This window comes from Umezawaea sp. Da 62-37, from assembly GCF_032460545.1.
GTDB lineage: Bacteria > Actinomycetota > Actinomycetes > Mycobacteriales > Pseudonocardiaceae > Umezawaea.
The window spans coordinates 10,981,041-11,004,188 of the sequence record NZ_CP135965.1; the positions used below are offsets into that span (position 1 = coordinate 10,981,041).

The 23,148-nt window shown below is 72.2% G+C and carries 18 protein-coding genes; 9 read left to right on the forward strand and 9 right to left on the reverse strand.

Annotated features, from left to right (window positions below):
- Positions 1-97: 97 nt before the first annotated feature.
- Complete coding sequence (locus RM788_RS49470) at positions 98-1,117, reverse strand: LLM class flavin-dependent oxidoreductase (RefSeq protein ID WP_315928457.1); 1,020 nt, start codon at positions 1,115-1,117, stop codon at positions 98-100.
- Positions 1,118-1,337: 220 nt separating this feature from the next.
- Here RM788_RS49470 and hsaA point away from each other — a divergent pair, with 220 nt between their 5' ends.
- Positions 1,338-2,507 carry a 3-hydroxy-9,10-secoandrosta-1,3,5(10)-triene-9,17-dione monooxygenase oxygenase subunit gene (gene hsaA, locus RM788_RS49475; protein WP_315928459.1) on the forward strand — a complete coding sequence of 390 codons (1,170 nt, stop codon included), beginning with the start codon at positions 1,338-1,340 and terminating at the stop codon, positions 2,505-2,507.
- A 447-nt stretch (positions 2,508-2,954) separates the two neighbouring features.
- Positions 2,955-3,791, forward strand: coding sequence for an IclR family transcriptional regulator (locus RM788_RS49480; RefSeq protein ID WP_315928462.1), 837 nt, complete (start codon positions 2,955-2,957; stop codon positions 3,789-3,791).
- 105 nt (positions 3,792-3,896) lie between these two features.
- Here the strand turns inward: RM788_RS49480 and RM788_RS49485 are convergent, their stop codons facing one another.
- Entirely contained in the window at positions 3,897-4,610 is a 714-nt protein-coding gene (locus RM788_RS49485; RefSeq protein WP_315934931.1) for an NPP1 family protein, read from the reverse strand.
- Positions 4,611-4,985: 375 nt separating this feature from the next.
- On the opposite strand from RM788_RS49485, the gene RM788_RS49490 reads away from it, so the two are divergent.
- Together RM788_RS49490 and RM788_RS49495 are read left to right on the forward strand one after the other, a co-directional pair.
- Entirely contained in the window at positions 4,986-7,436 is a 2,451-nt protein-coding gene (locus RM788_RS49490; RefSeq protein WP_315928464.1) for a hypothetical protein, read from the forward strand.
- A complete protein-coding gene (locus RM788_RS49495; RefSeq protein ID WP_315928466.1) occupies positions 7,367-8,122 on the forward strand; it encodes a DUF4132 domain-containing protein in 756 nt (251 codons plus the stop codon). The genes RM788_RS49490 and RM788_RS49495 overlap by 70 nt, the downstream gene beginning before the upstream one ends.
- Positions 8,123-8,169: 47 nt before the next feature.
- Here the strand turns inward: RM788_RS49495 and RM788_RS49500 are convergent, their stop codons facing one another.
- The 3 genes from RM788_RS49500 to RM788_RS49510 all read right to left on the reverse strand — a co-directional run bounded on the left by RM788_RS49500 (position 8,170) and on the right by RM788_RS49510 (position 12,835).
- Positions 8,170-9,054, reverse strand: coding sequence for a carbon-nitrogen hydrolase family protein (locus RM788_RS49500; protein WP_315928468.1), 885 nt, complete (start codon positions 9,052-9,054; stop codon positions 8,170-8,172).
- Between the two features lie 306 nt (positions 9,055-9,360).
- A complete protein-coding gene (locus tag RM788_RS49505; protein ID WP_315928470.1) occupies positions 9,361-11,379 on the reverse strand; it encodes a cellulose binding domain-containing protein in 2,019 nt (672 codons plus the stop codon).
- A gap of 148 nt (positions 11,380-11,527) precedes the next feature.
- Positions 11,528-12,835, reverse strand: coding sequence for a pectate lyase (locus tag RM788_RS49510; RefSeq protein ID WP_315928472.1), 1,308 nt, complete (start codon positions 12,833-12,835; stop codon positions 11,528-11,530).
- Positions 12,836-13,276: 441 nt separating this feature from the next.
- Here RM788_RS49510 and RM788_RS49515 point away from each other — a divergent pair, with 441 nt between their 5' ends.
- Positions 13,277-13,642 carry a PadR family transcriptional regulator gene (locus RM788_RS49515; protein WP_315928475.1) on the forward strand — a complete coding sequence of 122 codons (366 nt, stop codon included), beginning with the start codon at positions 13,277-13,279 and terminating at the stop codon, positions 13,640-13,642.
- Positions 13,639-15,009 carry a permease prefix domain 1-containing protein gene (locus tag RM788_RS49520; RefSeq protein WP_315928477.1) on the forward strand — a complete coding sequence of 457 codons (1,371 nt, stop codon included), beginning with the start codon at positions 13,639-13,641 and terminating at the stop codon, positions 15,007-15,009. Before RM788_RS49515 ends, RM788_RS49520 begins: the two co-directional genes overlap by 4 nt.
- Here the strand turns inward: RM788_RS49520 and RM788_RS49525 are convergent.
- Together RM788_RS49525 and RM788_RS49530 are read right to left on the reverse strand one after the other, a co-directional pair.
- Complete coding sequence (locus RM788_RS49525) at positions 15,000-16,727, reverse strand: hypothetical protein (protein ID WP_315928479.1); 1,728 nt, start codon at positions 16,725-16,727, stop codon at positions 15,000-15,002. The genes RM788_RS49520 and RM788_RS49525 overlap by 10 nt on opposite strands.
- Before the next feature lie 22 nt (positions 16,728-16,749).
- Positions 16,750-17,739 carry a helix-turn-helix transcriptional regulator gene (locus tag RM788_RS49530; protein ID WP_315928481.1) on the reverse strand — a complete coding sequence of 330 codons (990 nt, stop codon included), beginning with the start codon at positions 17,737-17,739 and terminating at the stop codon, positions 16,750-16,752.
- 115 nt (positions 17,740-17,854) lie between these two features.
- Here RM788_RS49530 and RM788_RS49535 point away from each other — a divergent pair, with 115 nt between their 5' ends.
- Together RM788_RS49535 and RM788_RS49540 are read left to right on the forward strand one after the other, a co-directional pair.
- Positions 17,855-18,886 (forward strand): aldo/keto reductase, encoded by a 1,032-nt coding sequence (locus RM788_RS49535; protein ID WP_315928483.1) that lies wholly within the window; start codon positions 17,855-17,857, stop codon positions 18,884-18,886.
- A complete protein-coding gene (locus RM788_RS49540; RefSeq protein WP_315928485.1) occupies positions 18,883-19,983 on the forward strand; it encodes a winged helix DNA-binding domain-containing protein in 1,101 nt (366 codons plus the stop codon). Before RM788_RS49535 ends, RM788_RS49540 begins: the two co-directional genes overlap by 4 nt.
- On the opposite strand, the gene RM788_RS49545 is transcribed toward RM788_RS49540, so the two are convergent.
- Together RM788_RS49545 and RM788_RS49550 are read right to left on the reverse strand one after the other, a co-directional pair.
- Entirely contained in the window at positions 19,980-20,609 is a 630-nt protein-coding gene (locus RM788_RS49545; protein ID WP_315928487.1) for a Sua5/YciO/YrdC/YwlC family protein, read from the reverse strand. The two genes, RM788_RS49540 and RM788_RS49545, sit on opposite strands and share 4 nt — an antisense overlap.
- Positions 20,600-21,844 (reverse strand): hydroxymethylglutaryl-CoA lyase-like TIM-barrel protein, encoded by a 1,245-nt coding sequence (locus RM788_RS49550; protein ID WP_315928489.1) that lies wholly within the window; start codon positions 21,842-21,844, stop codon positions 20,600-20,602. The genes RM788_RS49545 and RM788_RS49550 overlap by 10 nt, the downstream gene beginning before the upstream one ends.
- A 557-nt stretch (positions 21,845-22,401) precedes the next feature.
- Here RM788_RS49550 and RM788_RS49555 point away from each other — a divergent pair.
- Positions 22,402-23,115, forward strand: coding sequence for a methyltransferase domain-containing protein (locus tag RM788_RS49555; protein WP_315928491.1), 714 nt, complete (start codon positions 22,402-22,404; stop codon positions 23,113-23,115).
- The last annotated feature ends 33 nt before the right edge of the window (positions 23,116-23,148 follow it).

Below are 23,148 nucleotides of genomic sequence, written 5' to 3' on the forward strand. Positions count from 1 at the left end.
AATCCTCTGACGATCACAGCACCCCGCGACCGGGCTGTCCAGGGATGACAGGAAGCTCGGCTTGATCAAGACAGCGGTCGGCCTGCCCTCGTGCCGATCAGCCCGCGGGCCGCCAGCCGAGCGCCGGACCGAGCCTCGTGGCGATGTCGGTGAGGATCTGCACGTAGTCGTCGTGCTCGAAGGTGAACGGCAGCGCGAACGCCACCTCGCTGACCTGCTGGAACCCGACGTGCGCGTAGAGCCGTTCGGCGATCTCGGCGGAGGAGCCGACCAGGTCCTGGGCGAACATCATCCGCGCGGGCCCCTGCGGCGTCGTTGTGCGCGGCGTGCGCTTCTCCGCGTAGGCCAGGTACTTCGCGCGCTGCTCGGCGGTGGCGCTGTCGGTCGGGATGACCACGAGCCCCTGCGACACGCGGGCGTTCCGGCCGTCGGGGTGGTGCGCGCGGAACTCCTGGACGTGGGAACGCTGGATCTCGGCGAAGTCCTCGGCCTCCTCGGCCTTCACCACGCTGCTGGTCAGGAAGTTCATCCCGTTCTCGCCCGCCCACCGGGCCGACCGCAGGCTCGCGCCGCCGTACCACAGGCGCTTGCCCAGCCCGGCCGACTGCGGCTGCACCCGGTCGGAGAACACCTCGAACCCCTGCACACCGCCGATGTCCGCGGCCTTCTCGCCGCGCACGAGGTCCAGCAGCCGCTTCACCCTGCCGTAGCCGAAGTCCTCGGCCTCGGCGGTGTCCGGGTACAGCGCGTCCTTGACCTGCTCCCACCGCATCGGCGGCCCGACGCTGATGCCGGGGTTGAGCCGCCCGCCGGACAGGATGTCCACCGTCGCCAGGTCCTCGGCGAGCCGCAGCGGGTTCTCCCAGCCCAGCGGGATGACCGCCGTGCCCAGTTCGATGCGGCTGGTGCGCTGCGACGCCGCCGCCAGCACCGCGACGGGGGAGGAGATGCCGTGCTGGAGGTGCCGGTGGCGCACCCAGGCGCTGTCGAACCCGAGCCGCTCACCCAGCGCGATGATGTCCAACGTGGACTCGTGCCCCCGCCGGGGGTCGGCCTCGTCGAACAGGCCGATGGTCAGGAAGCCCAGCTTCCGCAACGGTTCCGAGGACAGCGGCACGGGTTCCTCCAACGTCGGCGCGGCTCCGATTGTGGCACCGGGACGACGCGACGGCCCGCCCGTCCCATTCCCCGAACGCGTGATCAGGGCCACGTTCCTCCCGCTGAGCGGAAGTTGACGACTTTTCCGCTCAGCGGGAGAACGACCGTCCAGCGGGTGATCGAACTCCGTAGCGTTCGTGGTGTCCGGAACGCGCCGGACCGAGCCCCGAAGGACGCGAATGAGCGAACAGGACGTTCTCACGGCGGTCCGCGCACTGGCCCCGGCGGTGCGCGGACGCGCCCACGAGGCCGAGGCGCTGCGCCGCGTACCGGACGCGACGATCAAGGAACTCGAGGCCGTCGGGCTGTTCCGGCTGTGCCAGCCCCGACTGCACGGCGGGCTCGCCGCCGACCCCGCCGTCTTCCTGGACTGCGTCAGAGAGCTGGCCCGCGCCTGCGGGTCGACCGGCTGGGTGGTCGGCGTGTTCGGCAGCAACACGTGGCAGCTGTCGCTGTACGACCCGCGCGCGCAGGAGGACGTCTGGGGCGTCGACCGCGACGCCCGGATCTGCTCGTCGATCGCACCGGTCGGCGAAGTGGCCCGTGTCGACGGCGGCTACCGGCTCACCGGGCGGTGGGGGTTCTCCTCCGGTTCGGACCACGCCGACTGGGTGATGCTCGGCGGGATGGTGCGCGACGACGACGGAAAACCCGTGGAGATGCGGCACTTCCTGCTGCCGCGCGCGGACTACGCCGTCGACCGGGTCTGGGACACCGTCGGCCTGCGCGGCACCGGCAGCAACGACGTCCTCGTCGAGGGCGCGTTCGTACCCGCCCACCGCACGATCGGCGCCGAGCAGATCGCCGCACGAATCCGCCCCGGCCACGCCGTGAACCCCGAACCCCTCTACCGCCTGCCGATGGGCTCGATCTTCACCTCCACCATCTCCGCACCGATCGTCGGCATGGCCGAGGCGGCCTACCAGGGGTACGTCGACGCCACCCGCGACCGCATCAGGGTCGCCGGCATGTCCAGGGCCGCCGAGGACCCGTTCGCCCAGGTCCGCATCGGCCGCGCGGCCAGCGACATCGACGCGGCCTGGTTGCAGCTCATCCGCAACATCTCCGACTTGTACGACTGCGCCAAACGCGGCGAGGACCCACCGATGGCACTGCGCACCCGCTTGCGCCGCGACCAGGTGCTCGCCACGGAACGCTCGGTCGCCGCGGTGGACCTCCTGGTGGAAAACGCGGGCGGCGGCGCGATGCGCACAGGTGACAACGTGGTCCAGCGAGCATGGCGCGACGTCCACAACGGCCGCGGCCACGTCGCCAACGACCCGGAACGCGCACTGGTCCTCTTCGGACGCAACGAATTCGGCTTCGACGTCTCCGACCCCATGCTGTGAAACCCCTACTGCACAACAAGAAGCAGAGCCGAAGTTCCGCACCACCACGGACCACTTCACGTCCGGACTCACCGTCATGGCACCACCCGACCACCACCCACCGGACAAAGCGCCCACCCCACGCCCGACCGAGCAAACCGCCCAACCACAACGGCACCAAGCAAACCGCCTGACCACCGCCGACCGAGCAGCACTCGTCCGCCGTGCGGCCGGCTTTACTCGGGGTTTTTCGGCCCTGCACTTTCGACGGCGGGCAGGAGCACCACCACCTGCCCTTTTAGACCGCCGAGGGCCGAAAAGAGGGGCCCCAAGTCAAGCAGGCCGCACCCGGAGACCTTGGATCCGCCACCGGCGACCCAGCACCACACCCGCCCACACCCACTGACCCAGCACGACACCCACCCCACATCCGATACCCTCCCCCCGGAAGCCCCTGGGGAGCCCCCGATGCCACAAGACCCGTCAACCACACCCCCGCTCCTGGTCAAAGCGACCCGCATCCTCAACGCCTTCGAAGGCCAGCGCTCCACCCTCACCCTCACCGACGTGGTCCGGCACTCCGGCCTCTCCCAGACCACTGTCCACCGCCTCATGGACCAGCTCGTCCAGGTCGGCTGGCTCGAACGCGAGGGCCGCGAGTACCGCCTGGGTCTGCGCCTGCTGGAACTCGGCGCGTTCGCCTCCCACCACAACCGCCTCCGCCGCGCCGCCCTCCCGCAGATGATCGCGCTGCACCGGGAGACCGGCCACTGGGCGCACCTGTTCGTGCTCGACGGTCCGGAAGTCGTGTGCCTCGAACAGATCGGCGATCCGCGCGAGTCGGTCCCGCCGTTCCAGGTCGGTGGTCGGCTGCCCGCGCACTGCACCGCGTCGGGCAAGGCGCTGCTCGGGTTCGGCGGCCCGGCCGTGGAACCGCACGTCGCCGGTGAGCACGCGCCCCGCACCCGCCGCACCATCACGCGCGCGGACACGCTGCGGACCGAGCTGGCCGCCGTGCGGGACGCGGGGGTCGCCTTCGACCGGGGTGAGTGCTTCCACGACGTGACCTGCGTGGCGGCACCGCTGCGCGGCGGCGGCCGGGCGCTGGCCGCGATCTCGGTCTCGCGGCTCGCGGGCTACGCCGACCTGAACCGCCTGGCGCCCAGGGTCACGGCGTGCACGCGATTGGTGTGGGCGTCGATGTTCGGCGCGCTCCGCCGGGCCGAGGACACCCCGGCGGAGCCCGTCGCGGCCGACGACGCGGAGAACCTGCGGTCGTGGCTGAGGTTCAGCGAGTGGGGTTGAGGCCCCGGCACCACGGGGGTGTGCCGGTGCGGTGGTGGTTCGCGCGCCACCACCGCACCGGTGGACCAGGGGCACCGGCGCGGGTGGCCCTGGTCCGTCAGGGGGTCACGCGTTGGGGTTGAAGGGGATCGCGGAGGGCTTCGCCTTCGCGAGCGAACCCGCGAACGAACCCTCGCGGAGGTCGAGCTGGGCGGAGCCGAAGTCGGCCGACGTCAGCTTGTCGCGCAGGCCAGCCGGGTAGTTGTCCCAGCCCACCAGCGGCGGGTACTGCCAGGTGCCCTTGTGGTTCTCCGGCTGCTCGGTGGAGCTCGCGAGCCGGAAGCAGTGCGTCGAGAGGCCGTCCTTGTGGTAGATGACCTTGGGGTGGGTGCCCGTCTCGTCCCAGGTCACCTGCGAGCGCGAGTAGATGTTGTACTTGCCGTGCGCGGACGTCGACACGTACTGCGCGACGCCGTTCTGCACCCACACCACCACGTGCTCCCAGTCGTGCCGGTGCCCGCCGAGACCCGATCCGGCCACCGCCTGGTCCTTCTCGAAGTACAGCCCGTAGAGGTAGCCGCACCACCCGTTGTTGCACTTCACCCGCGAGTAGGCGTTGGTGTTGTCCAGGTCCCACGAGTCGTGGCAACTGCCGTTGACCGCGCCGGACGTCTTCAGCCCCGGAGCGATCGTGCCGTCACGGCCGATCGCGGGGGTGGGGTAGCAGCCGTCGCCGTCGTAGTCGAACGCGGGCTCGAAGGCGCGGTCCTCCTGCGGTGCGCTCCAGTCGAGCGCCTGCGGCGGGTCGGCGAGGGCGATGCCGGGGATCGCCACCATCATCGCGATGGTCGTGCCGATCACGGCCGCCACCTTCCCGAACCGCCTCCGCCCGCGGGTGGGGGGCGTGCTGTCCACCGATGCCCTGGCTGTCACTGCGTGCACGTGCGCTCCTCGTCGGTTTCTCGCGCGGTCACCGGGCGGCTCGGTGAGCTGTGGACACCTCAGTACCAATGTGAGGCCCGTCACCGGAACAAACATGAAGAAGTGTCGCGAAAATGAGATCAAACGCAGGTGACGGCACGACTGACTCCCCGTGAACGCGCGAGCCGCAGTGGATCAACGTTGACGACTTCTCGCCGCCCCCGGATCGGCCGCGAAAACCTGTCGTACCCCACCTCTAGCGTCGGGCGTCCCGACCGATCATGAAGTTCACGAATGCGCAAGCTGGTCCTGCCTGACGAGAACGAGTTCGTCGTGCCCGAGGTGTGGCGGACGGCGCTCCACCGCCGCCGAGGCGGTCTGCCGGGGCCGGACATCCCCGTTCCACCGGACGCGGCGGAGGCGTACCGCGCCTGGCTCACCTCCGAGCGGACCGTCAAGCACCGGAAGGAGCTGCTGCCACCGGGACGCGGCGTCACCCTCGACCCGGTGCTGCTCGCCGAGGGCACGGAGTACCTGCGCGGCTGGCTGGGACCCGGCGACCCCGCCGAACCGACTCCGCGGGCCGCCGCCGTCGGCGTCCTGATGACCCTCGCCTACGCCAGGACGGGGAACACCGAGGCCTTCCCCGCCGTGGACGCCTGGATCTCCCGCTACGGCATCGTCTTCGCGGCGTGCGCCGCCGCCGAACTGGCCGTCCTGGTCAAGGAGGAGGGCAGCGCGTTCTGGACCCACGACCCGGCCTTCCCCGACTACAGCTCCTCCTGGCGGTCGGAGGACCAGGACTCCCTCGCCGCCACCGCCCGCGCGGTCCGCACCCGCCTGGCCACGGCGGCCGACGACGAGTACCACCGGGTCGTCCGGGAGCTGGGCGGGTACCGGATCTCGCCCGAGCAGCGGATCATCACCTCCTACCTGGCGCCGACGGAGGTGGCCTGGGTCGACGAGGACTGCGCGGCCGACCGGCCCGGCACCCGGACGCTGCGCGGGCTGCTCGTGCTGGCCGCGAGCACGGTCGGGCACCTGGAACTCCTCCAGGACCGGATCGGGGACCGGATGCTCGGCTACCACCGCGTCGACGTCGTCGGCACGATCCTGGACGGGGTCGGCCCCGCCGCCGCCCCGATCCTGGTCGGGCCGTTCTACCTCGAGCTGCTGAGGTTGAACGACCGCGACAAGTTCAGGTACCGCCACCGCCTGGGCGTCGACGGTCTTCGCCTGCTCGCGGCTGCACCCACCGACGAGGCGTTCCGACTGCTGTGCCGGAGCACCATCGGCGCGGAGCACGCCCGGCTGGCGACGCTGCTGAAGTCCGGTGCGCTGACGCGGTTCCCGGTGCGGGCGCTGCGCGTGCTCCACGAGCTGGAGTCGGCACCGCTGTCGACGCACGAGAACGAGCACTGGAAGCGGCAGGACGTGTCCAACCCGGACGAACCGTCGATCTACACCGATCTGCTCGGCAGGCAGGTGCTGGCCGATCCGCGGCTGCCCGCCGCCGCGGCCGACCTGCTGCCGTCGGGGACGCGCGACCGCGTGCGGGAGATCGTGGCCACCGGCGGCGCGGGCCTGGGCGCGGGCCTCGCCGGGTTGCTGGACCGGCACGACGCGCAGAGCTACCGCAAGTTCCTCGGCTCGGCCGACGACGAGAAGCGCGCGATCGGCGCGCTGGCCTCGATCCGGGCCGACGACGCGTTCGGGCGCCTGGTGGACCGGGTCGACCGCAACCACGTCCGCCCCGCGCTGCTGACCGCGGCCAAGCGCGATCCCGAGCGCGCCCTGCGGGGGCTGCTCGCCAAGGCCACCGGCGGCACCGTCGCCGAACTGCTGCGCAACCACGTGCTCGCCCACCCGGACGGGGTCGCGGAGGCGCTGTCCGCGCTCGACGAGCCGACGCGGGCCAGGGCGGAGGCGATCCTCGGCGACGTGACGTCCCCCGGAACGCCGGTCGCCGAAGGCGCGACCCCGCCGGTCCTCGCCGGGCCGCCGCGGGGGAGCGGCGGCAAGGCGGTGCGCGCCCCGGATCTGCCCGACTGGCTGGTCCTGCCCGCGCTGCCCGCCGTGGCGCTGCGGGACGGGGGAGAAGCGCTGTCCCGGAACGCGGTCCGGCAGCTGTGCGCGCTGCTCGCGGTGTCGAAGGTTGCGGCCGCCCACGCCGGGATCGAGGAGGTGCGGGCGCTGTGCGAGCCGCACGACCTCGCCGCGTTCGCCTGGGCGGTCTTCGTGCAGTGGCGGGCGGCCCACTACCCGCCGAAGAGCGCCCTGGCCATGACCGCGCTGGCCCTGCTGGGCGACGACAGCGTCGCGTCCCCGCTGGCGGAGCTGTTCCCGTCGTGGGCGAAGGGCAGCAGCGGCCGGGTGCGGACCGGGATGGACGTGCTCGCCGCCCTCGGCACCGAGGACGCGCTGAGGCAGCTGCACCGGTTGGCCCGCAAAGCGAAGACCAGGGGTTTCCGGCGGCTGGCCGAGGAACGGCTGGACGACGTCGCACGGGCCCGCGGCCTGGGCCCCGAGCAGCTCGCCGACCGGCTCGTGCCGGACCTCGGCCTCGACGCCGACGCCCGGACGACGCTCGACTACGGCCGCGGCACGTCACCGTCGGCTTCGACGCCCAGTTCACCCCGCACATCACCGACCAGCACGGCACGGCGCTCACCCGGATGCCCCGCCCGGCGGCCACCGACGACGCCGAGCTGGCGTCGGCCGCCGTCAAGCGGTACACGGCGTTGAAGAAGGAGGTGCAGACCATCGTGAAGGAACGGGCCGGGGCGCTCGAAGTGGCGATGGTCGCCGGTCGGCGCTGGAGCGAACCGGACTTCCGGCGGCTGTTCCTGGACCACCCGCTGATGTGGCGGCTGGCCCAGCGGCTGCTCTGGGCCACCTTCGACGAGCGGGACGCCGTCGTGACGACCTTCCGCCCGGCCGAGGACCGCACGTTCGCCGACCTCGACGACAAGACCGTCGACCTCGACCCGGCCGCGACGATCGGGGTGGCGCACCCGTGGCACTTCGCCGCGGACCGCGAGGAGTGGTCGACGGTCTTCACCGACTACGAGATCATCCAGCCGTTCCCCCAGGTCGGCCGGGAACTGCTCACCCTGCCCGACGCCGACGCCGACCGCGGTGAGCTGACCCGGTTCGTCGGCCGGGCCACCGCGGGCCGCAAGGAGTGGGTGCTGGCCGCGCGGGGCTGGGTGTTCAACGACAACAACACCGGGCTGTCGAGGGAGTGGCCTGGCGGTCGGATCGTCGAGGTCGCGTTCCACGGCTACTCGTTCCACGACCCCGACGCTCCTGATCAGCTGACCGGGGTCCGGGTGGTCGCGGCGCACGGCACCGGCCCCGCCACGTTCGCCGACCTCGACCCGATCGCGGCCTCGGAGGTGTTGCGCGACCTGGAGTACCTGGTGTCCTGACACGACCGGGCCGCCGGTCCACGGGTGTCCGCGGACCGGCGGTGGGATCAGAACGCGCTCCGGTCCCCGCTCCGCACGTCGTCGTGCGCGAGGTGCGGGTCGTAGACGCCCGAGCGCGCCGTGCGCCGCCACGGCCGCGCCGGGTCGTCCGGGTCGCGGCCGAGGTCGGCGACCACGATCGCCCGCACCCCGTCACGGGGACAGCGCGCGGCCCACCTGCCGTCGGGGGAGGTGATGCCCGACGGGGCGTCGACCGTCGCGGGACCCGAGCAGCTCACCCAGAAGCTGTTGGTGGCCGCGTGCGCCCGCGCCTCCAGGGCGAAGACGTCGTCCACGTCCGGGCCGCCCGGTCCCGCCGTGGAGAACAGGACGCAGTCGACGTCGAGCCGCTCGTACTCGAGGAACACCTCGGGGAAGTGGACCTCCATGCCCAGCGCCAGCCCGAACCGCACGCCGTCGACCTCGAAGGTGACCGGAGCCGCCCCCGGCGTGTACATGCGGGTGACCTTCGTGTTCGACAGCATCCGCTCGTCGTAGCGCGTGGCGACCCGGCCGCGATCGGAGATCACGTACAGGCTGTTGTGCGGACGCCGCGGCCCCGTCAACCGGTGCACGGCCCCGAGGACGACCCAGATTCCCAGCTCACCGGCCAACGCGGCCGTGGCGGTCAGCTCCCGCCGGTGGACCTCCCAGTCGAACCGGTCCCACCGGGCGGGCCCGACCCGGTCCGGGCCGTCGGCGGACATGACGCGTTTGTGGGGCGAGCACATCGCGCCCTCGGGGAAGTGCACGACCCGCGCGCCCGCCTCGTGCGCCTCGCGCACCAGCGCCCGCACGTCACGGCCGCTCTCGCGCAACTCGTCGCGGTCACCGGGATCCGGGCGCAGGTGGGTCTGCGCCACCGCCAGCCGCAGGGTTCTCGTCTCCGACATGTCGTCTCCTGGTGGAGTCGGTCGGAAGTGCCGGAGCGCGGCGGTGTAGGACTCGCCGGTTCTGGCCGCGCGGGCACGTACCCTGCGCTTGAGGTTCCCGTTCGCCGTCACGTCTGGCCTTCCGCGCCTCGAACGGCGTCCCCCAGCGACCACCACGTCCGAGACCGGACAGACCAGGACAGCGACCCGAGACGAGAAGTCCCTTTGCCTCCGGTGGAGGACCGCGCTGGGGGCGGTCGGTGGAGGTTCGGCGTGGGTCCCGCCGTGCGACCGACGATAACACGGTCGCACGGCGGGAAGCCGGCCTCAGCGGGTCGTGCAGAGGGTGCCGTTGAGCCGGAACGCGGTCGGCGGCGCGTTGGGCCCCTGGTAGGCGCCGACGAACCCGGTGTTCGTCGTGGCGCCGGGTGCGATGACGCGGTTGTCGGCGTTGCTGGCGACCTGCACGGTGGTGCCGGTCTGGGTCCAGGTGCCGCTCCAGCCGCTGCTGACCTGCTGCCACGTGGTCGGCCACTCGAACGTCAGCGCCCAGGTGTCCACCGGGGTGGTGCCGGTGTTGGTGATGTCGACGCTGCCCACGTAGCCGTTGCCCCAGTCGTTGACGTCGGCGAACGCGACCGCGCAGGTCGACGCGGCCGGGGTGGCGGTGGTGAAGGTGACCGGCGGCGAGGACCACGAGACGCGGCCCGCGCTGTCGCGGGCGACCACGTTGACCGTGTACCGCGTGGCGGGCGTGAGGTTGTGGACGGTGAAGGAGGTACCCGTGGTCTCACCCCACTGCTGGGTCGTCGTGCCGACCTGGCGGTGGATCTCGTACTTCACGCCCGGAATGGTCGGCGTCCACGAGATGGTGGCCTCGCGGTCGGTGACCGCGGACGCCGTGGGACGGGCGGGCGCGGCGGGCAGCGCGGTGGCGGTCTTGGGACGCAGGACGAGCGTGGTCAACGAGTACGGCGGGAGCGTCGTGGCCGCGCTGGTGCCCGTCGTGGTCGCGATGCTCTTGGCGCCGTTGGTGTAGGTCAGGACCTGCGCGCTCGCAGCCGGGGTGAAGCCCGCGTAGTCCAGGGCGACCGTCTTGGCGGCGTCCGGGTCCTGGTTGAGCAGCAGGACCGCCAGGCCGCCGTCGCGCTTGCGGGTGGCGTGCACCTTGACCAGCGGGTCGGACGCGGCGGCCTGGACGAGCTGGTCGCCGGGCCCGGCGAACTTCGACGTCATCGCCAGCGCGTAGTACGGCGCGAACGGCGTGTTGAGCCCCGGTTCGCAGGTCGTCCCGTCGGCCAGGCACTGCGCGCTGGACAGCAGCCCGAAGTCGGCGTAGTCGGGCTGCCCGGCGACCGTGGAGTAGCTCGTCGGTCCGTTGTGGACGTTCCACCAGTCGACGGTGAACACGCCGTTCTCCAACAGGGTCGCGTAGGCGTCCGCCGCGAACAGCGCCCCCGGCTGGGTGTTCATCCCGTAGGAGGTGTTGACCTCGGTCAGCGAGATGGGCAGGTCCTTGTGCGCGTAGCGGGTCGCCTGCTCGCGGGCCATCCGCACGAAGTCGGCGACCCGGTTGGTCTTGGACAGCGACTCGGGACCGTTGGTCCCGGTCGGGTACCAGTGCACGATCCCGAAGTCCACGACCGGGCCCGCGATCGACAGCACGACCTGGTTCCACGTGCCCGCGTCGCCCGCGGCCACGATCCCGTCCGGCCACTCGCCCGGCGTCGTCAGCACGACGCCGATCTTGATCGTCGGGTCGACGGCCTTCATCGCCTCGGCGTACTGCCTGACGTACGTCGCGTACTCCGCCGGGGTCTTCTCCGGGTGGTCGTCGGCCTCCCAGCCGGAGCCGTAGTGGCCGTTGCCGTAGATCTCGTTGCCGATCTCCCAGTACTTCACGCCGTAGTGCTTCTCGACGTTGGCGTAGCGGACCCAGTCGGCGGCTTCCTGCGGCGTGCCGGTGCCGTAGTTGGCGGTGACGATCGGCTTGGCCCCGGCGCGCTGGGCACCCGCCATGAAGTGGTCGAAGTCGGTGTTGGGGGCGACGTAGCCGCCGGGCGCGGTGTGGTCGCGCCAGTGGTAGATGTCGGAGTAGGAGCCGCCGGGGTAGCGCAGGGCCTGCACGCCCGCGCCCTTCATCAGGTCGGCGACCTCGGGCGTGCCGAGCGTCGTGTCCCAGATGGCGTGGTTGGCGCCGACAGCGGTGTCGCTGACGGTCTCCAACCCGGCTCGGGCGTTGACGGTGACGCTCACGCCGGGGGCGGCGTCCGCCCCCGCGTCCGGCACCAGGATTGACGCGGCGACCATGGCCAGGACGGGGAGAACCGTGGAACGTGTGCGCATCGTCGAGTGTCCTCGTTGACAGTAGCGGCGATCTGGGAGCGCTCCCAGATTGAGGTTCGGGTGCGTGGCTGTCAATCGCCACGACGGTCTAGTGGGCCTGGAATCGGGGCCGTGACCTGCGAGGACACGACCCCGATTCCGGTCGGCGCTACTTCTGGGTGATGTCGGACGGCTGGTAGATGCAGTTCACGCCGTCGGCACCGGAGCCGATCTTCGTGGGCTCCTCGCCCTTCGGCACGCCCTTGTACTTGTCGCAGATCGAGGTGGTGCCGTAGACGGTGATCCGCGAGAACCGGGCGGTGTCGCCCCAGTTGGTGTTGATGCCCGCGAGCGCCTTCGTGGACCGCGCGGTCACGCCGTCCAGGACCACGTTGCGCTTGTAGGACGTGGTGCAGTTGCCGCACGCCCGGTACAGCTTGCCGGAGCTGTGCACCTGGAAGTTGCGGATGGTCAGCGTGCCCGCGCCGTTGTGCTGGAACACCTTGTCCTCGGCGGACTTCGCGCCGCCGCCGTCCACCAGGTAGGTGGCCGACGAGCTGGCGCTCAGGAACGTGGCGGCGTCCTCGCCGACGTCGTTCCACCACACGTTGCGGATCGTGCAGGACCCCAGGCAGTGGATGCCGTCGCCCGCGGGGGCGTCCAGGAGGACGTTCTGGATGGTGCCGCCGTTGGCGACCTCGAACATCGGGTCCTGGCTCTCGCCCTGGCCGCCGTCGCCGATGCCGTAGTAGCGCTTCATGCCGCCGTCGAAGAACGTGCCCGCGTTGACCGTCGTCGTCTGGTGCACGCTGCCGGTATCGGACGGCCAAGCCCCGCTGCCGTCACCGCCGCCGCCGCCCGGCGGGGTCGTGGTGGTCGTCGTCGTGGTGGTCGTGGTCGGACCACCACCACCGCCCGCGACGGTGAACGCCCACTGCTTGGTGGCCGCGCTGTCGCAGGAGTTCGTCTGCGCCAGCGCGCCCGCGGAGGTGGAGTTGTCCTTGAGGTTCAGGCACTTGCCGCCGTTGGTGTCGACCACGCGGTAGCCGGTCCCGCTCTCGGTCAACGACCAGACCTGGCCCGCGGCGCCGGTGCACGACTCCTGCTCGACCGCCTTGCCCGCCGACGTCGAGGCGTCCCGGACGCCGACGCACAGACCGCTGGCGACCGAGGAGATTCGGAACCCGCCGCTGGCCGCGGTCAGCACCCACTTCTGGCCCGCGCTGCCCGCGCACGACGCCTGCTGGAGCTGCACGCCGCTCGCCGTGCTGCCCCCCGGCACGTCGAGGCAGAGCCCGCTGCCCGAGTTCGCGACCGCGTACGTCCCCGCGCCGACCGCCGCCTCCGCCGGCGAGGCGATCGGCAGGGCGGCGATCGTGGCCGCCAGCGCGGTGGCGCTCACGGCCGCCGCCGCGCCCAACCGCCACCGCGTGCCGTGCGACCTCCGCGTGGACGGGGGTCGATCCGATGTGCTCATGACAACTCCACTTCCCGACGTCCCGCGATTCCGGGACTGGTGTTCGGCCTTGTCGAAAATGTGCTCGCGAATCCCATCCACGCATGGCGGTGCAATGGTGGAAATCGAATTGGAGAAGGCGCTTCGTGCCCGTTCGCGCCGGAAACCGCTTTCCCGTCGGACTGTAGATGGGGCGTAACCGGCTGGTCAACGGCGGTTTTCGGGCTCGTTCGACATCATCGCCGTCGAATTCGATCGAACGCACAGGTCGGAGGATGTCGCCGATGATCGCCGCCGGGTCTCTTTCGGGGAAAGGGCAATGTCGCCGGTCATGTTCGTGAACAGGGGCGCCCTGTTCCGGTCACATTCGTGAACGTCCTGCACCCCTGGGCGTCTTTGCGCCGTCCGATACCTAGCGCTACTATGCATCGCAGAGCTAGGTACGAGACGGGTGGAGGTCGCGTGAAAGTCGCGAAGGATCTGGTGGCCGCCTCGGCGACGCCGATGGTGCTGGGCATCCTGGCGGAGGCGGACAGCTACGGCTACGCCATCCTCAAGAGGATCAACGAGCTGTCCGGGGGAGAGCTGGACTGGACCGAGGGGTTGCTCTACCCGCTGCTGCACCGGCTCGAACGGCTCGGCCACGTGGAGTCCAGCTGGCGGTCGGTCGTGGGGGAGCGGCGGCGCAAGTACTACCGCGTGACCCGCAGCGGCCTGGCCGAGCTGGCCGAGCAGCGCAGGCAGTGGGACACGGTCGTGGACGCGCTCAAGGAGATCTGGAACGGCGCGGGCGGCAGCCCGTCGGCCGCGTTGGGGGGACTCGCATGACGGACGGTCAGGACGGGCTGGAAGCGCAGTTCTCCCAGTGGCGGCACTACGTGCAGCGCCGCAAGGAGCTGCGGTCCTCCGACGCGGACGAGCTCGAGGACCACCTCCGCGGCTCGGTGGACGAGCTGGTCGCCGTCGGCCTGCACGCCGACGAGGCGTTCCTGGTCGCGGTCAAGCGCATGGGGAGCCTGGACGACCTGTCCCGCGAGTTCGCCAGGGAGCACTCCGAACGGCTGTGGAAGCAGTTGGTGCTCAGCGGCGACACCGACGGCCCGGAGCGGGACACCCCGCGCTCGCGGCGCGACCTGCTCGCCATGATCGCCTGCGCGGCGGGCGCGGCGGTGGCGGTCAAGGTGCCCGAACTGCTCGGCAAGGGCTTCGACGACGACCCCGCGTTCTACGCGACCAACGCCACCCTGCTCGTGCTGCCCTGGCTGGCGGGTTTCCTCGCCTGGCGCCGCAGGGCAGGGAGGGCGGTGATCGCGGTCCTGGTGGCGCTGTTCGCGCTCGGAGCGGTGGGGGCCAACGCCTTCCCGCTCGGGGAGGAGTCCCAGTCGTTGGTGCTGACCGCCATCCACCTCGCCATCGCGCTGTGGTTCGTGGTCGGCCTCGCCTACGTGTCGGACGACCTGCGCGCCCCGCGACGGCGGATGGACTTCGTCCGCTTCACCGGCGAGTGCTTCATCTACTACGTCCTCATCGCCCTCGGCGGAGCGGTGCTCGTCGCGTTCCTGTTCGGGACTTTCGCGGCCATCGGGATCACACCGGACGCGTTCGTCGGCCAGTGGCTCGTCCCCTGCGGCGCGGCGGCGGGCCTGGTGGTGGCGGGCTGGCTCGTGGAGGCCAAGCAGAGCGTCGTCGAGAACATCGCCCCGGTGCTCACCCGGCTGTTCACGCCGCTGTTCACCGCGGTGCTGCTGGCCTTCCTCGTCGCGCTCGCCGTGACCAGCGGCGCCATCGACGTCGAGCGGGAGGCGCTGATCCTGTTCGACCTGCTGCTCGTCGTGGTGCTGGCGCTGCTGCTCTACTCGATCTCCGCCCGCGACCCGCTGGCCCCGCCCAGCCTGTTCGACAAGCTCCAACTCGCCCTCGTCGTCAGCGCGCTGATCATCGACGTGCTGGTGCTGCTGGAGATCACCGGGCGCATCACCGAGTTCGGCACCACCCCCAACAAGGCGGCGGCGCTCGGGGAGAACGTCATCCTGCTGGCCAACCTCGCCTGGTCGGCGTGGCTGGCGCTGGGACTCGTCCGCCGCCGCACGCCCTTCGCGGCGGTCGAACGCTGGCAGACCGCGTACCTCCCGGTGTTCGCGGGGTGGGCCTGGATCGTCGTCCTGGTCTTCCCCCCGCTGTTCGCCTACGTCTGATCGGACGCGGGGACGTCCTGGGCCGGGGTGTCCTGGACCGGGGCCTCCTGCGCGGGGGCGCTCTGGGCGGGAGCGCTCTGCGTGGGGGTGCTCTGCAGGATCGCGAGCGCGCCGAGGGTGTCGGCGAAGGCCGCGGGGTCGGGTGCCGGGGTGCGCGCCCACCCGATCAGGAGGGGCAGGTCCTTGGCGGACTTCGGGTCGAGCATGACCTTCTGGAGGCCGTTGCGGACGACGGTGATCACGCCGGTCACCGCGCTGGCCAGCTCGTCGTCGCCCACGAGCCGCGCGGACTCGCGGAGGCGGCGCAGGCGGGGGACGGCGACCGGCGGGTCCTGCTTCATCCCCGTCGCGGCCCAGGTGGCCACGAGCCTGCGGTGCACGGCCCGCGGCATGGCGGGGGCGCCGTCGAAGACGAGGGAGCCGAGCACGTCGGCGAGGGCGACGGTCTTGTCGCTGTCCGGTGTGCTGTAGGCGTTCCAGGGGGCCAGCGGCCCTTCGAGGTGGTGACGGCGGTCGTCGGGGCCGGTGAGGGTGAGGGCGACCGTCGACACCCCCTCCGGCAGGTACGGGGCGATCACGCCGATGGCCGTCACCACCTTCGCGTCGAGGGGCAGCGTCGCCTCCACGGTCAGCGAGGTGTCGTCGAGCGAGACGGAGTCGACCTGCCAACCCCAGATGCGGAGCCCGACCTCGGTCGTCCGCGCGGCGTCGAGGCCGAGCAGGTCGAGACCGCGCGGGTCGGACAGGTCGGCCCGGCTCCGCGCCGCCGCGACGATCAGGCCGATGTACGCGGCGTGGACGGCCTCGATGCCCGCGATGTGGTGGTCGAGCGGGTCCCGGACGTCGACATCGGCGGCGGGCGCGTCGTCGACCTCGGCGCGCAGCGTGCCGTACGGGGTGTCGGTCCGGACGGCCCGCAGCGCCGTCGCCAGCCGCCTGCCGAGGCCGTCGGCCAGGTCGCGGGCCAGGTCCGGCAGCGCGGTGTCCTCCGGGTGGGAAGCGGCCCGCAGCGCGGCGGTGACCAGCCTGCCGGACATCAGGTGGTCGTGCGCCTCGGCGAGGTCGGCCCGCACGTGGGGATCGCCGAGCAGCGCGGCCAGCCGGTCGGGCGAGGAGCGGAAGGCCGCGTAGGACGTCCGCACGGCGTCGTCGAACGACACCTCGTCGAACACCACCCGCGCCGGCAGCGCCAGCACCAGCAGTTGGACGCCGAGCCCGGTCAGCCGGGGCAGCGGTTCGCCGATGGCGGTCTCGATGGCGGACCACCCGCGGTCGTCCCAGACGAGGGGATCCGTGCTGCCGGTGACCCGGCTCGCCAGCTCGCTGAAGCTCGTTAGGGCGTCGAGGTCGGAGGTGGTGTCGGCGTCGAGGAGTGCCTGCGCGGCCTCCAGTTCGGCGACGCGGAGCGGCAGCCGGTCGAGGTGCCGCTGTTCCTGGTCCTCGGCCGGTTCGAGCAGGTCGCGCACGGCGGCGAGGACGTCGCCCGCGGTCTCGTCGACCGTGCGGACGATCCCGGTCCACGGCCGCCGCAGCGGCAGGTCGCGCACGGCGACGGCCATCTCGTCGAGTTCGGCGGTCAACCGTCGCGCCGCCTCGTCGTCCACCGGCTTCCGGAGGTCGTCCGACACCGCGCGCGTGACGGCGGTGATCCGCCGCAGCAGTCCGCCCAGCTCGTCCTTCGACCCGACGACTACCGCACTCCCGGAGCTCTGTTCCACGCGGACATCATGCTGCACCGGCTCATCGGGCCGGTGGGTCGGTCGCCGCGGCGGTGTACCGGCGGCCCAGGAGGGCGAAGGCGTCCCTGAGCTCGGGCGGGCCGACGACCTCGACGTCGGCGTCGAACCGGCCGATGGACGCGGCCAGCGCGGGCCACGACCAGGAGCCGACGACCAGCCGGCAGCGGTCGGGGCCGAGCGCTTCGACGACGCCGTCGCGGGTGTACTCGGACACGGCGGCCGCGGGCAGGTCCAGGACCACCTCACCCCGGCAGGGCCACTCGGCGGAGCTGTCGGAGCCGCGGAACCTGGCCGCCACGAACGTGGCGACGTCACCGCCGGGCAGCTCGCGCGGCGTGAAGCGCGGGCCGGTGGGGGTGCGCGGGGTGATCCGGTCGGCGCGGAACGTGCGCCAGTCCTCGCGGTCGAGGTCCCACGCGACGAGGTACCAGCGCCCGCCCCAGGTCACCAGGTGGTGCGGCTGCGCCCGGCGCGGCGGACGGGGGGCGTCGTCGCCGTCGTCCGGTCCGGGGTAGTCGAAGCGCAGCACCTCCCGCGCGTGGACGGCGGCGCTGAGCGCCACCAGCACGGTGCCGTCGACCTGCGGTTCCGTCCGGGCCGACGGGCGATCGACGGTGGTGAACCGGAGGGTGTCGACGCGGCGGCGCAGCCGGTCGGGCATGACCTGCCGGACGGTGTTCAGCGCGCGCGCCGCGGCCTCCTCGATGCCCACGCCGCTGGTGGTCGCGATCTGGAGCGCGATGGCCAGCGCGACGGCCTGCTCGTCGTCGAACAGCAGCGGGGGCAGCTCCGCGCCCGCTCCGAGCCGGTACCCGCCGTCGGGACCCTTGAACGCCGCGATGGGGTAGCCGAGTCCGCGCAACCGGTCGACGTCGCGGCGCACGGTGCGCGGGCTGATGTCCAGCCGTTCGGCCAGCGCCGCCCCCGGCCAGTCGCGACGCGTCTGGAGCAGCGAGAGCAACGACAGCAGTCGCGCTGAAGTCTTCGGCATGTCCTCCATGATGCCCGGAGAAGCGGTCACGTCCTGTCCGCTACGCCTGCGACCGTGGCCACGTGCCGGTCGAAGCGCGGCCGGGACCACCACCGAACAAGGGAACGAGCACACCGTGAAGACGCGCGAGTTGGGGCGGACCGGCATCCGGGTCAGCCCGTACTGCCTGGGCACCATGATGTTCGGCCAGGCGGGCAACACCGACCGCGACGACTGCGCCCGGATGGTCCACCGGGCGCTGGACGCGGGGATCAACTTCATCGACACGGCCGACGTGTACTCCGGCAGCGAGTCGGAGGAGATCCTCGGCGCGGCGCTGGAGGGCAGGCGCGACGACGTCGTGCTGGCCACCAAGGTCAACGGACCGATGGGGGACGACCCCAACCGCCGCGGCAGCTCCCGGCGGTGGATCACCACCGCGGTCGAGGACTCGCTGCGGCGCCTGAGGACCGACCGCATCGACCTCTACCAGGTCCACCACCCCGACCCGGACACCGACGTCGAGGAGACGCTGTCGGTGCTGACCGACCTGGTGCGCGCGGGCAAGGTGCGCGCCATCGGGTCGTCGAACCTGCCCGCGTCGGAGATCGTCGAAGCCCAGTGGGCGGCCGACCGCCACGGGCTCCAGCGGTTCCGCACCGAGCAGCCCACCTACTCGATCCTCAACCGCGGCGTCGAGCGCGAAGTCCTGCCGACGTGCGCGCGCTACGGCATCGGCGTGCTGGTGTGGAGCCCGCTGGCGTCGGGGATGCTGACCGGCCGCTACCGCAAGGGCCAGGCCAGGCCCGACAACCCGCGGATGCGCTGGGTGTCGCGGCACCTGACCGACGAGCGCAAACTGGACGCGGTCGAGCGGCTGATCCCGCTGGCGGAGGAGGCGGGCATGTCGTTGACGCACCTGGCGATGGCGTTCACCATCGCCCACCCCGACGTCACCTCGGCGATCATCGGTCCCCGCACGGCGGAGCACCTGGAGGACGTCCTGGCGGGCGCCGGGACCGTTCTCGACGACGAGGTGCTCGACGCGATCGACCGGATCGCCGAACCGGGGGACGACGTAGGCCCGCTCGACATCGCCTACTCGCCGCCGGCGATCACCCGCCCGGCGCTGCGCCGGCGTCCGGCGGGGGAGCGCGGCGCGGCATGACCGTCCTCGGCACCCGTGCGCTCAACCGCGCGACCCTGGCCCGGCAGCTGCTGCTGGACCGCTCCGACCTGCCGGTCCTCGACGCCGTCGCGCACCTCGGCGGTCTCCAGGCCCAGGAACCGCAGGAACCGTTCGTCGGGCTCTGGTCGCGGCTGCGCGCGTTCGACCCGGCGGTGCTGTCGGACCTGCTGGTCGGCAGGAGCGTGGTGCGGACGCACCTGATGCGCCGCACCGTGCACCTGCTCACCGCGGCCGACACGCTGGCCTGGCGGGCCCGCCACGACGCCATGCTGCGGCAACGGGTGCTGGGGACCTACCGCCGCGAGCTCGACGGGGTCGACCTGGAGGAGCTGGCGGCGGCGGGCCGGGAGGTGCTGGCCGACGACGAGCCGCGCACGATGTCGGAGATCGCCCGCGCCCTGTCCGACCGCTGGCCCGCGCCAGGTCCGCGGCCGTTGGGGGAGGTGGTGGTCGCGGCCCTCGTCCCGATGGCGCAGCTGCCGCCGCGCGGGCTGTGGCGGACCAGGGGCGGGGCCCGCTACCTGCCGCTCCCGTCCTGGCTGGGGCAGGACATCAGCCCTCCGTCCCCGGACGCCTCCGACCCCGTCGGCCAGCAACTGGTGCGGCGCTACCTCGCCGCCTTCGGGCCCGCGGCTTCAGCCGACCTGCGGGCCTGGTGCGGCCTGGCCGGACTGCCCGCCGCGGTGGCCGCGGTGCGCGGTGAACTGGTCGCCTTCCGCGACGAGCGCGGCCGGGAACTGCTCGACCTCCCCGACGCGCCCCGCCCCGACCCCGACGTCCCGGCACCGGTGCGGTTCCTGCCAGCGTTCGACAACGCGATCCTCGGCTACCACGACCGAGGCCGGATCGTCGACGACGCCCACCGCGGCCTGTCGGTCGCGGGCACCCGCGTCGTCCTGGTCGACGGCCGGGTCTCGGCCACGTGGACCGCCACCGCCGACACCGTCGTCGTCACGCCCCTGCGCGGCCTGTCCGGAGCCGAACGCGACGCCGTGGCCGAACAGGGGCAGGCCCTGGCGTCGTTCCTGTCCGACGGCGACAGCGACCGGGTGCGGATCGACGCACCGTCCGGCTAACTCCGAAGGCGGCGCAGGTAGTCGGCGGCGTCCGGGTGCGGGTGGTCCTGGGCGCCGTGGCGGTGCAGATCGAGCGTGCCGTCCGCGTGCAGGCGGAGCGTGGTGGTTGCCTGCCGGGCGACAGGCGGGCCCGAGTCCGCCAGGGCGAGGACCGGTGTCGTCGGGGCGAACATGGCGGTCGCCTCGGCCGTGGTGGCGGCGGGCGGGTGGCCGGTGGTGTTGGCGCTGCTGACGTACAGGACCGGGAAGCGGTCCAGCAACGGGAGCAGCGGAGTCCAGCGGGCGCCGAACAGCAGTGCCCAGCCGTCCTTGCTCGCTGGCGCCAGCCATGCAGGCGCCTCGGGGCGGAGGGGGACGAGGAGGGTGAGGAGTTCGTCGGTGAGCAGGCGGCGGACGAACGCCGCGGGAGGGCCGTCCAGGGCGATCGAGGGCGCCAGGGAACGCCAGGTGTCGTCGTGGTGCGCCCACAGGGCGACCGGCTGGTCGGCGGGGCGGCCCTTGGCCGTGTTCACCGCGTCGGGGCGGGCGCTCGCCACCACGTGGGTCAGCGGCGCCGGGTTGGGCAGCACCACCGCGCCGCCCGCGTCGAGGGCGCGGCGGGCGCCGTCCAGGTCGGTCACGGGCACGGCGTGTCCTGCCCGGCGGTGAGGAGGTCGAGGTGCTCGGCGAAGGCCCGGTCCTCGACGACCGCGCGACCGGTGCGGTAGGCGTGCTCCTTCACCCAGCCCATCGCGGACCTGGCCTGCTCGCGGTCCAGGTCGTGGCCGAGGCGCGCGGCGACGGCGGTGACGACGCGGGCGCTGGCCAGGTGGGTGAGGACCACGGTCGGCTCGATCCCCAGCAGCGCCAAGGGGTCGAAGGGCTGGAACAGTCCGGGGTGGACGAACGGGGTGCCGGTGGAGATCGTGCCGACCCCGGTGCCGACGATCGGCGTGGTGACCGTGAGCGGCACACCGGTGTGCGCGGAGACGGCCCGCGTGAGCGCGGGCAGGCGCGTGAGGTCCGGCGCGGTCCACCACAGCGCCCGGCCGTCGGGGACGCCGATCACGTCGGCGGCCCGGTCGGGATCGCCGCCCAGCAGGAACAGCAGCTGCTCGGTGGCGACCATGCCCGAGCGCTCGGCGACGCCCAGCCAGGAGCTGGACAGCACGCGCACCCCGGCCGCGGCGGCCTGGAGGGTGTTGGCCAGCCCCAGACCGAGGTCGTTGTGCAGGTGCGAGCCGAGCACCACGCCGTCGTCGGCCTGCTCCGCGACGCGGGTGAACATGGCGGACGTCTCGGCGGGCAGCTGGCACCCGACCGTGTCGGCGAGGACGACGACGCCCGCGCCCGCGGCGGTCACGACGTTGGCGTAGTCGGCCATCAGCGCGTGGTCGGCCCGCGAGGCGTCGGCCAGGCACACGTCCACGGCCACCGCGTCGTCGAGGTCGCGGGCCAGCGCGACGAGGCCGACGCCGTCGTCGAGCGCCTGGCGCGCGGTGCGGTGGACCATCACCCGCGCCATCGCCTCCGAGGCGGGCACGACCACCATGATCCGGGCGTGCGCGCTGCCCTTGACCGACGCGAGGGCCTGCCGCACGTCGGACGCCGTGCCCCGGCACACCGCGGCCACGCTCACCGCGCCCTCGGCCTCGGCGGCGACGCGGCGAACCGCCTCGAACTCCTGCTCGCACACCGCGGGGAACCCGGCCGCGAACACCACGTGCCGCGGCCCGTCGTCGCCGAAGACCCGACCCTGGCCGCGGGCCAGCTCGACCCGGAACCCCGCGTCCATCAGCGTTTTGCCCTGGGCGCCGTCGCGCGCCGACTCCTCCCACAGCACGACCCGGCCCGCCAGGGCCGACTCACGGACCACGTCCACGCGCCACTCCGCATCCATTGTTGTCAACCTTCACGGGCAATTTTCACCATGAAGAGTGACATATTCACCGGGTTCTTCTTTACCTCGCGAAACAGTACCCGACGTTTGCGGTCGGCGGTCCACCGTGCGATTTACAGCGACGTCGATGGTGAATGGGAAGTACTGCCGCAACGAATTCGCTGAGCGGCGCAGACGTGCTCTCGCCGTCATGTCGGTGCAGTTCCCACTATGTGCGAGTTGTTCAGCCGTGCTCGACCAGCTAATAGCACTGTGTGCATTATTCGTCAAGCTTCACCGACGTTGTCACTTCGGCTTACCTGGTAGAGGGGTACGTTGTCGGGAAAAGTCGTGAATTGTTCACAGCCGATTATTGACACCGATTTGACGACCTTGCTAGTTTACCGGCCCTCATCCCACTTTGTGGTGCAGCAGAATAGAGGGCTCCAGTGCGTGCCGTTGCTGAATCCAGAAGAGCCGATTACCTGCTCGGTGGCTCGCCGGACGAACGACTCAGGCTGCTGAGACAAGGGGAGGGCCTCCGCGACCTCAGTTCGGCGTTGCTCGACCGCGTGGGAGTGCTGCCGGGGTGGCGCGCGGTGGACATGGGCTGCGGGCCGCTCGGGATCATGGACCTGCTGCACGACAGGGTGGGGCCGACCGGGAGCGTGACCGGTGTCGACGTGCAGGAGTCCATGGCGGAGGCCGTCAGGGGCTGGGCCGAGGAGAACGGGCTCGCCAACGTGGACGCCGTCACGGCGTCCGCCGACGACTGCGGACTGCCGGACGACTGCGTCGACTTCGCGCACGCCCGGCTGCTCCTGGTCAACGTCCCCGACCCTGCGGGCATCGTCCGGGAGATGGTCCGGATCACCCGCCCCGGCGGCTGGATCGCGCTGCACGAGATGGACTGGACGTCGTGGACCTGCGTCCCAACCGCCCCGGTGTGGGACCGGCTCCGCACCCTGCTCGCGCGGGAGTGGAGCGGCGACGTGCACCAGGGGCAGAAGCTGCCCGCCCTGCTCCGCTCGGCGGGGGTCGTCGACGTCGGCTTCGCGCCCACGGTGCCCGCGGTCATGTCGGGCGACCCGGACCACGGGCTGATGCTGTACTTCGCGAACCGCGCCCGGTCGAGGCTCCTGGACAAGGGGCTCGTCACGGAGGTCGAGCTGGACGACATCGTCGGTGAGCTCGGCGAGCACCTGGCGAACCCGCACAGCGTCGTGGTCCGCGAGATGGTCTGCCAGGCCTGGGGCCGGGTTCCGCTGGTGTAGCCGGGAAACCCGTCCGTCCACACGCGAGTGTTC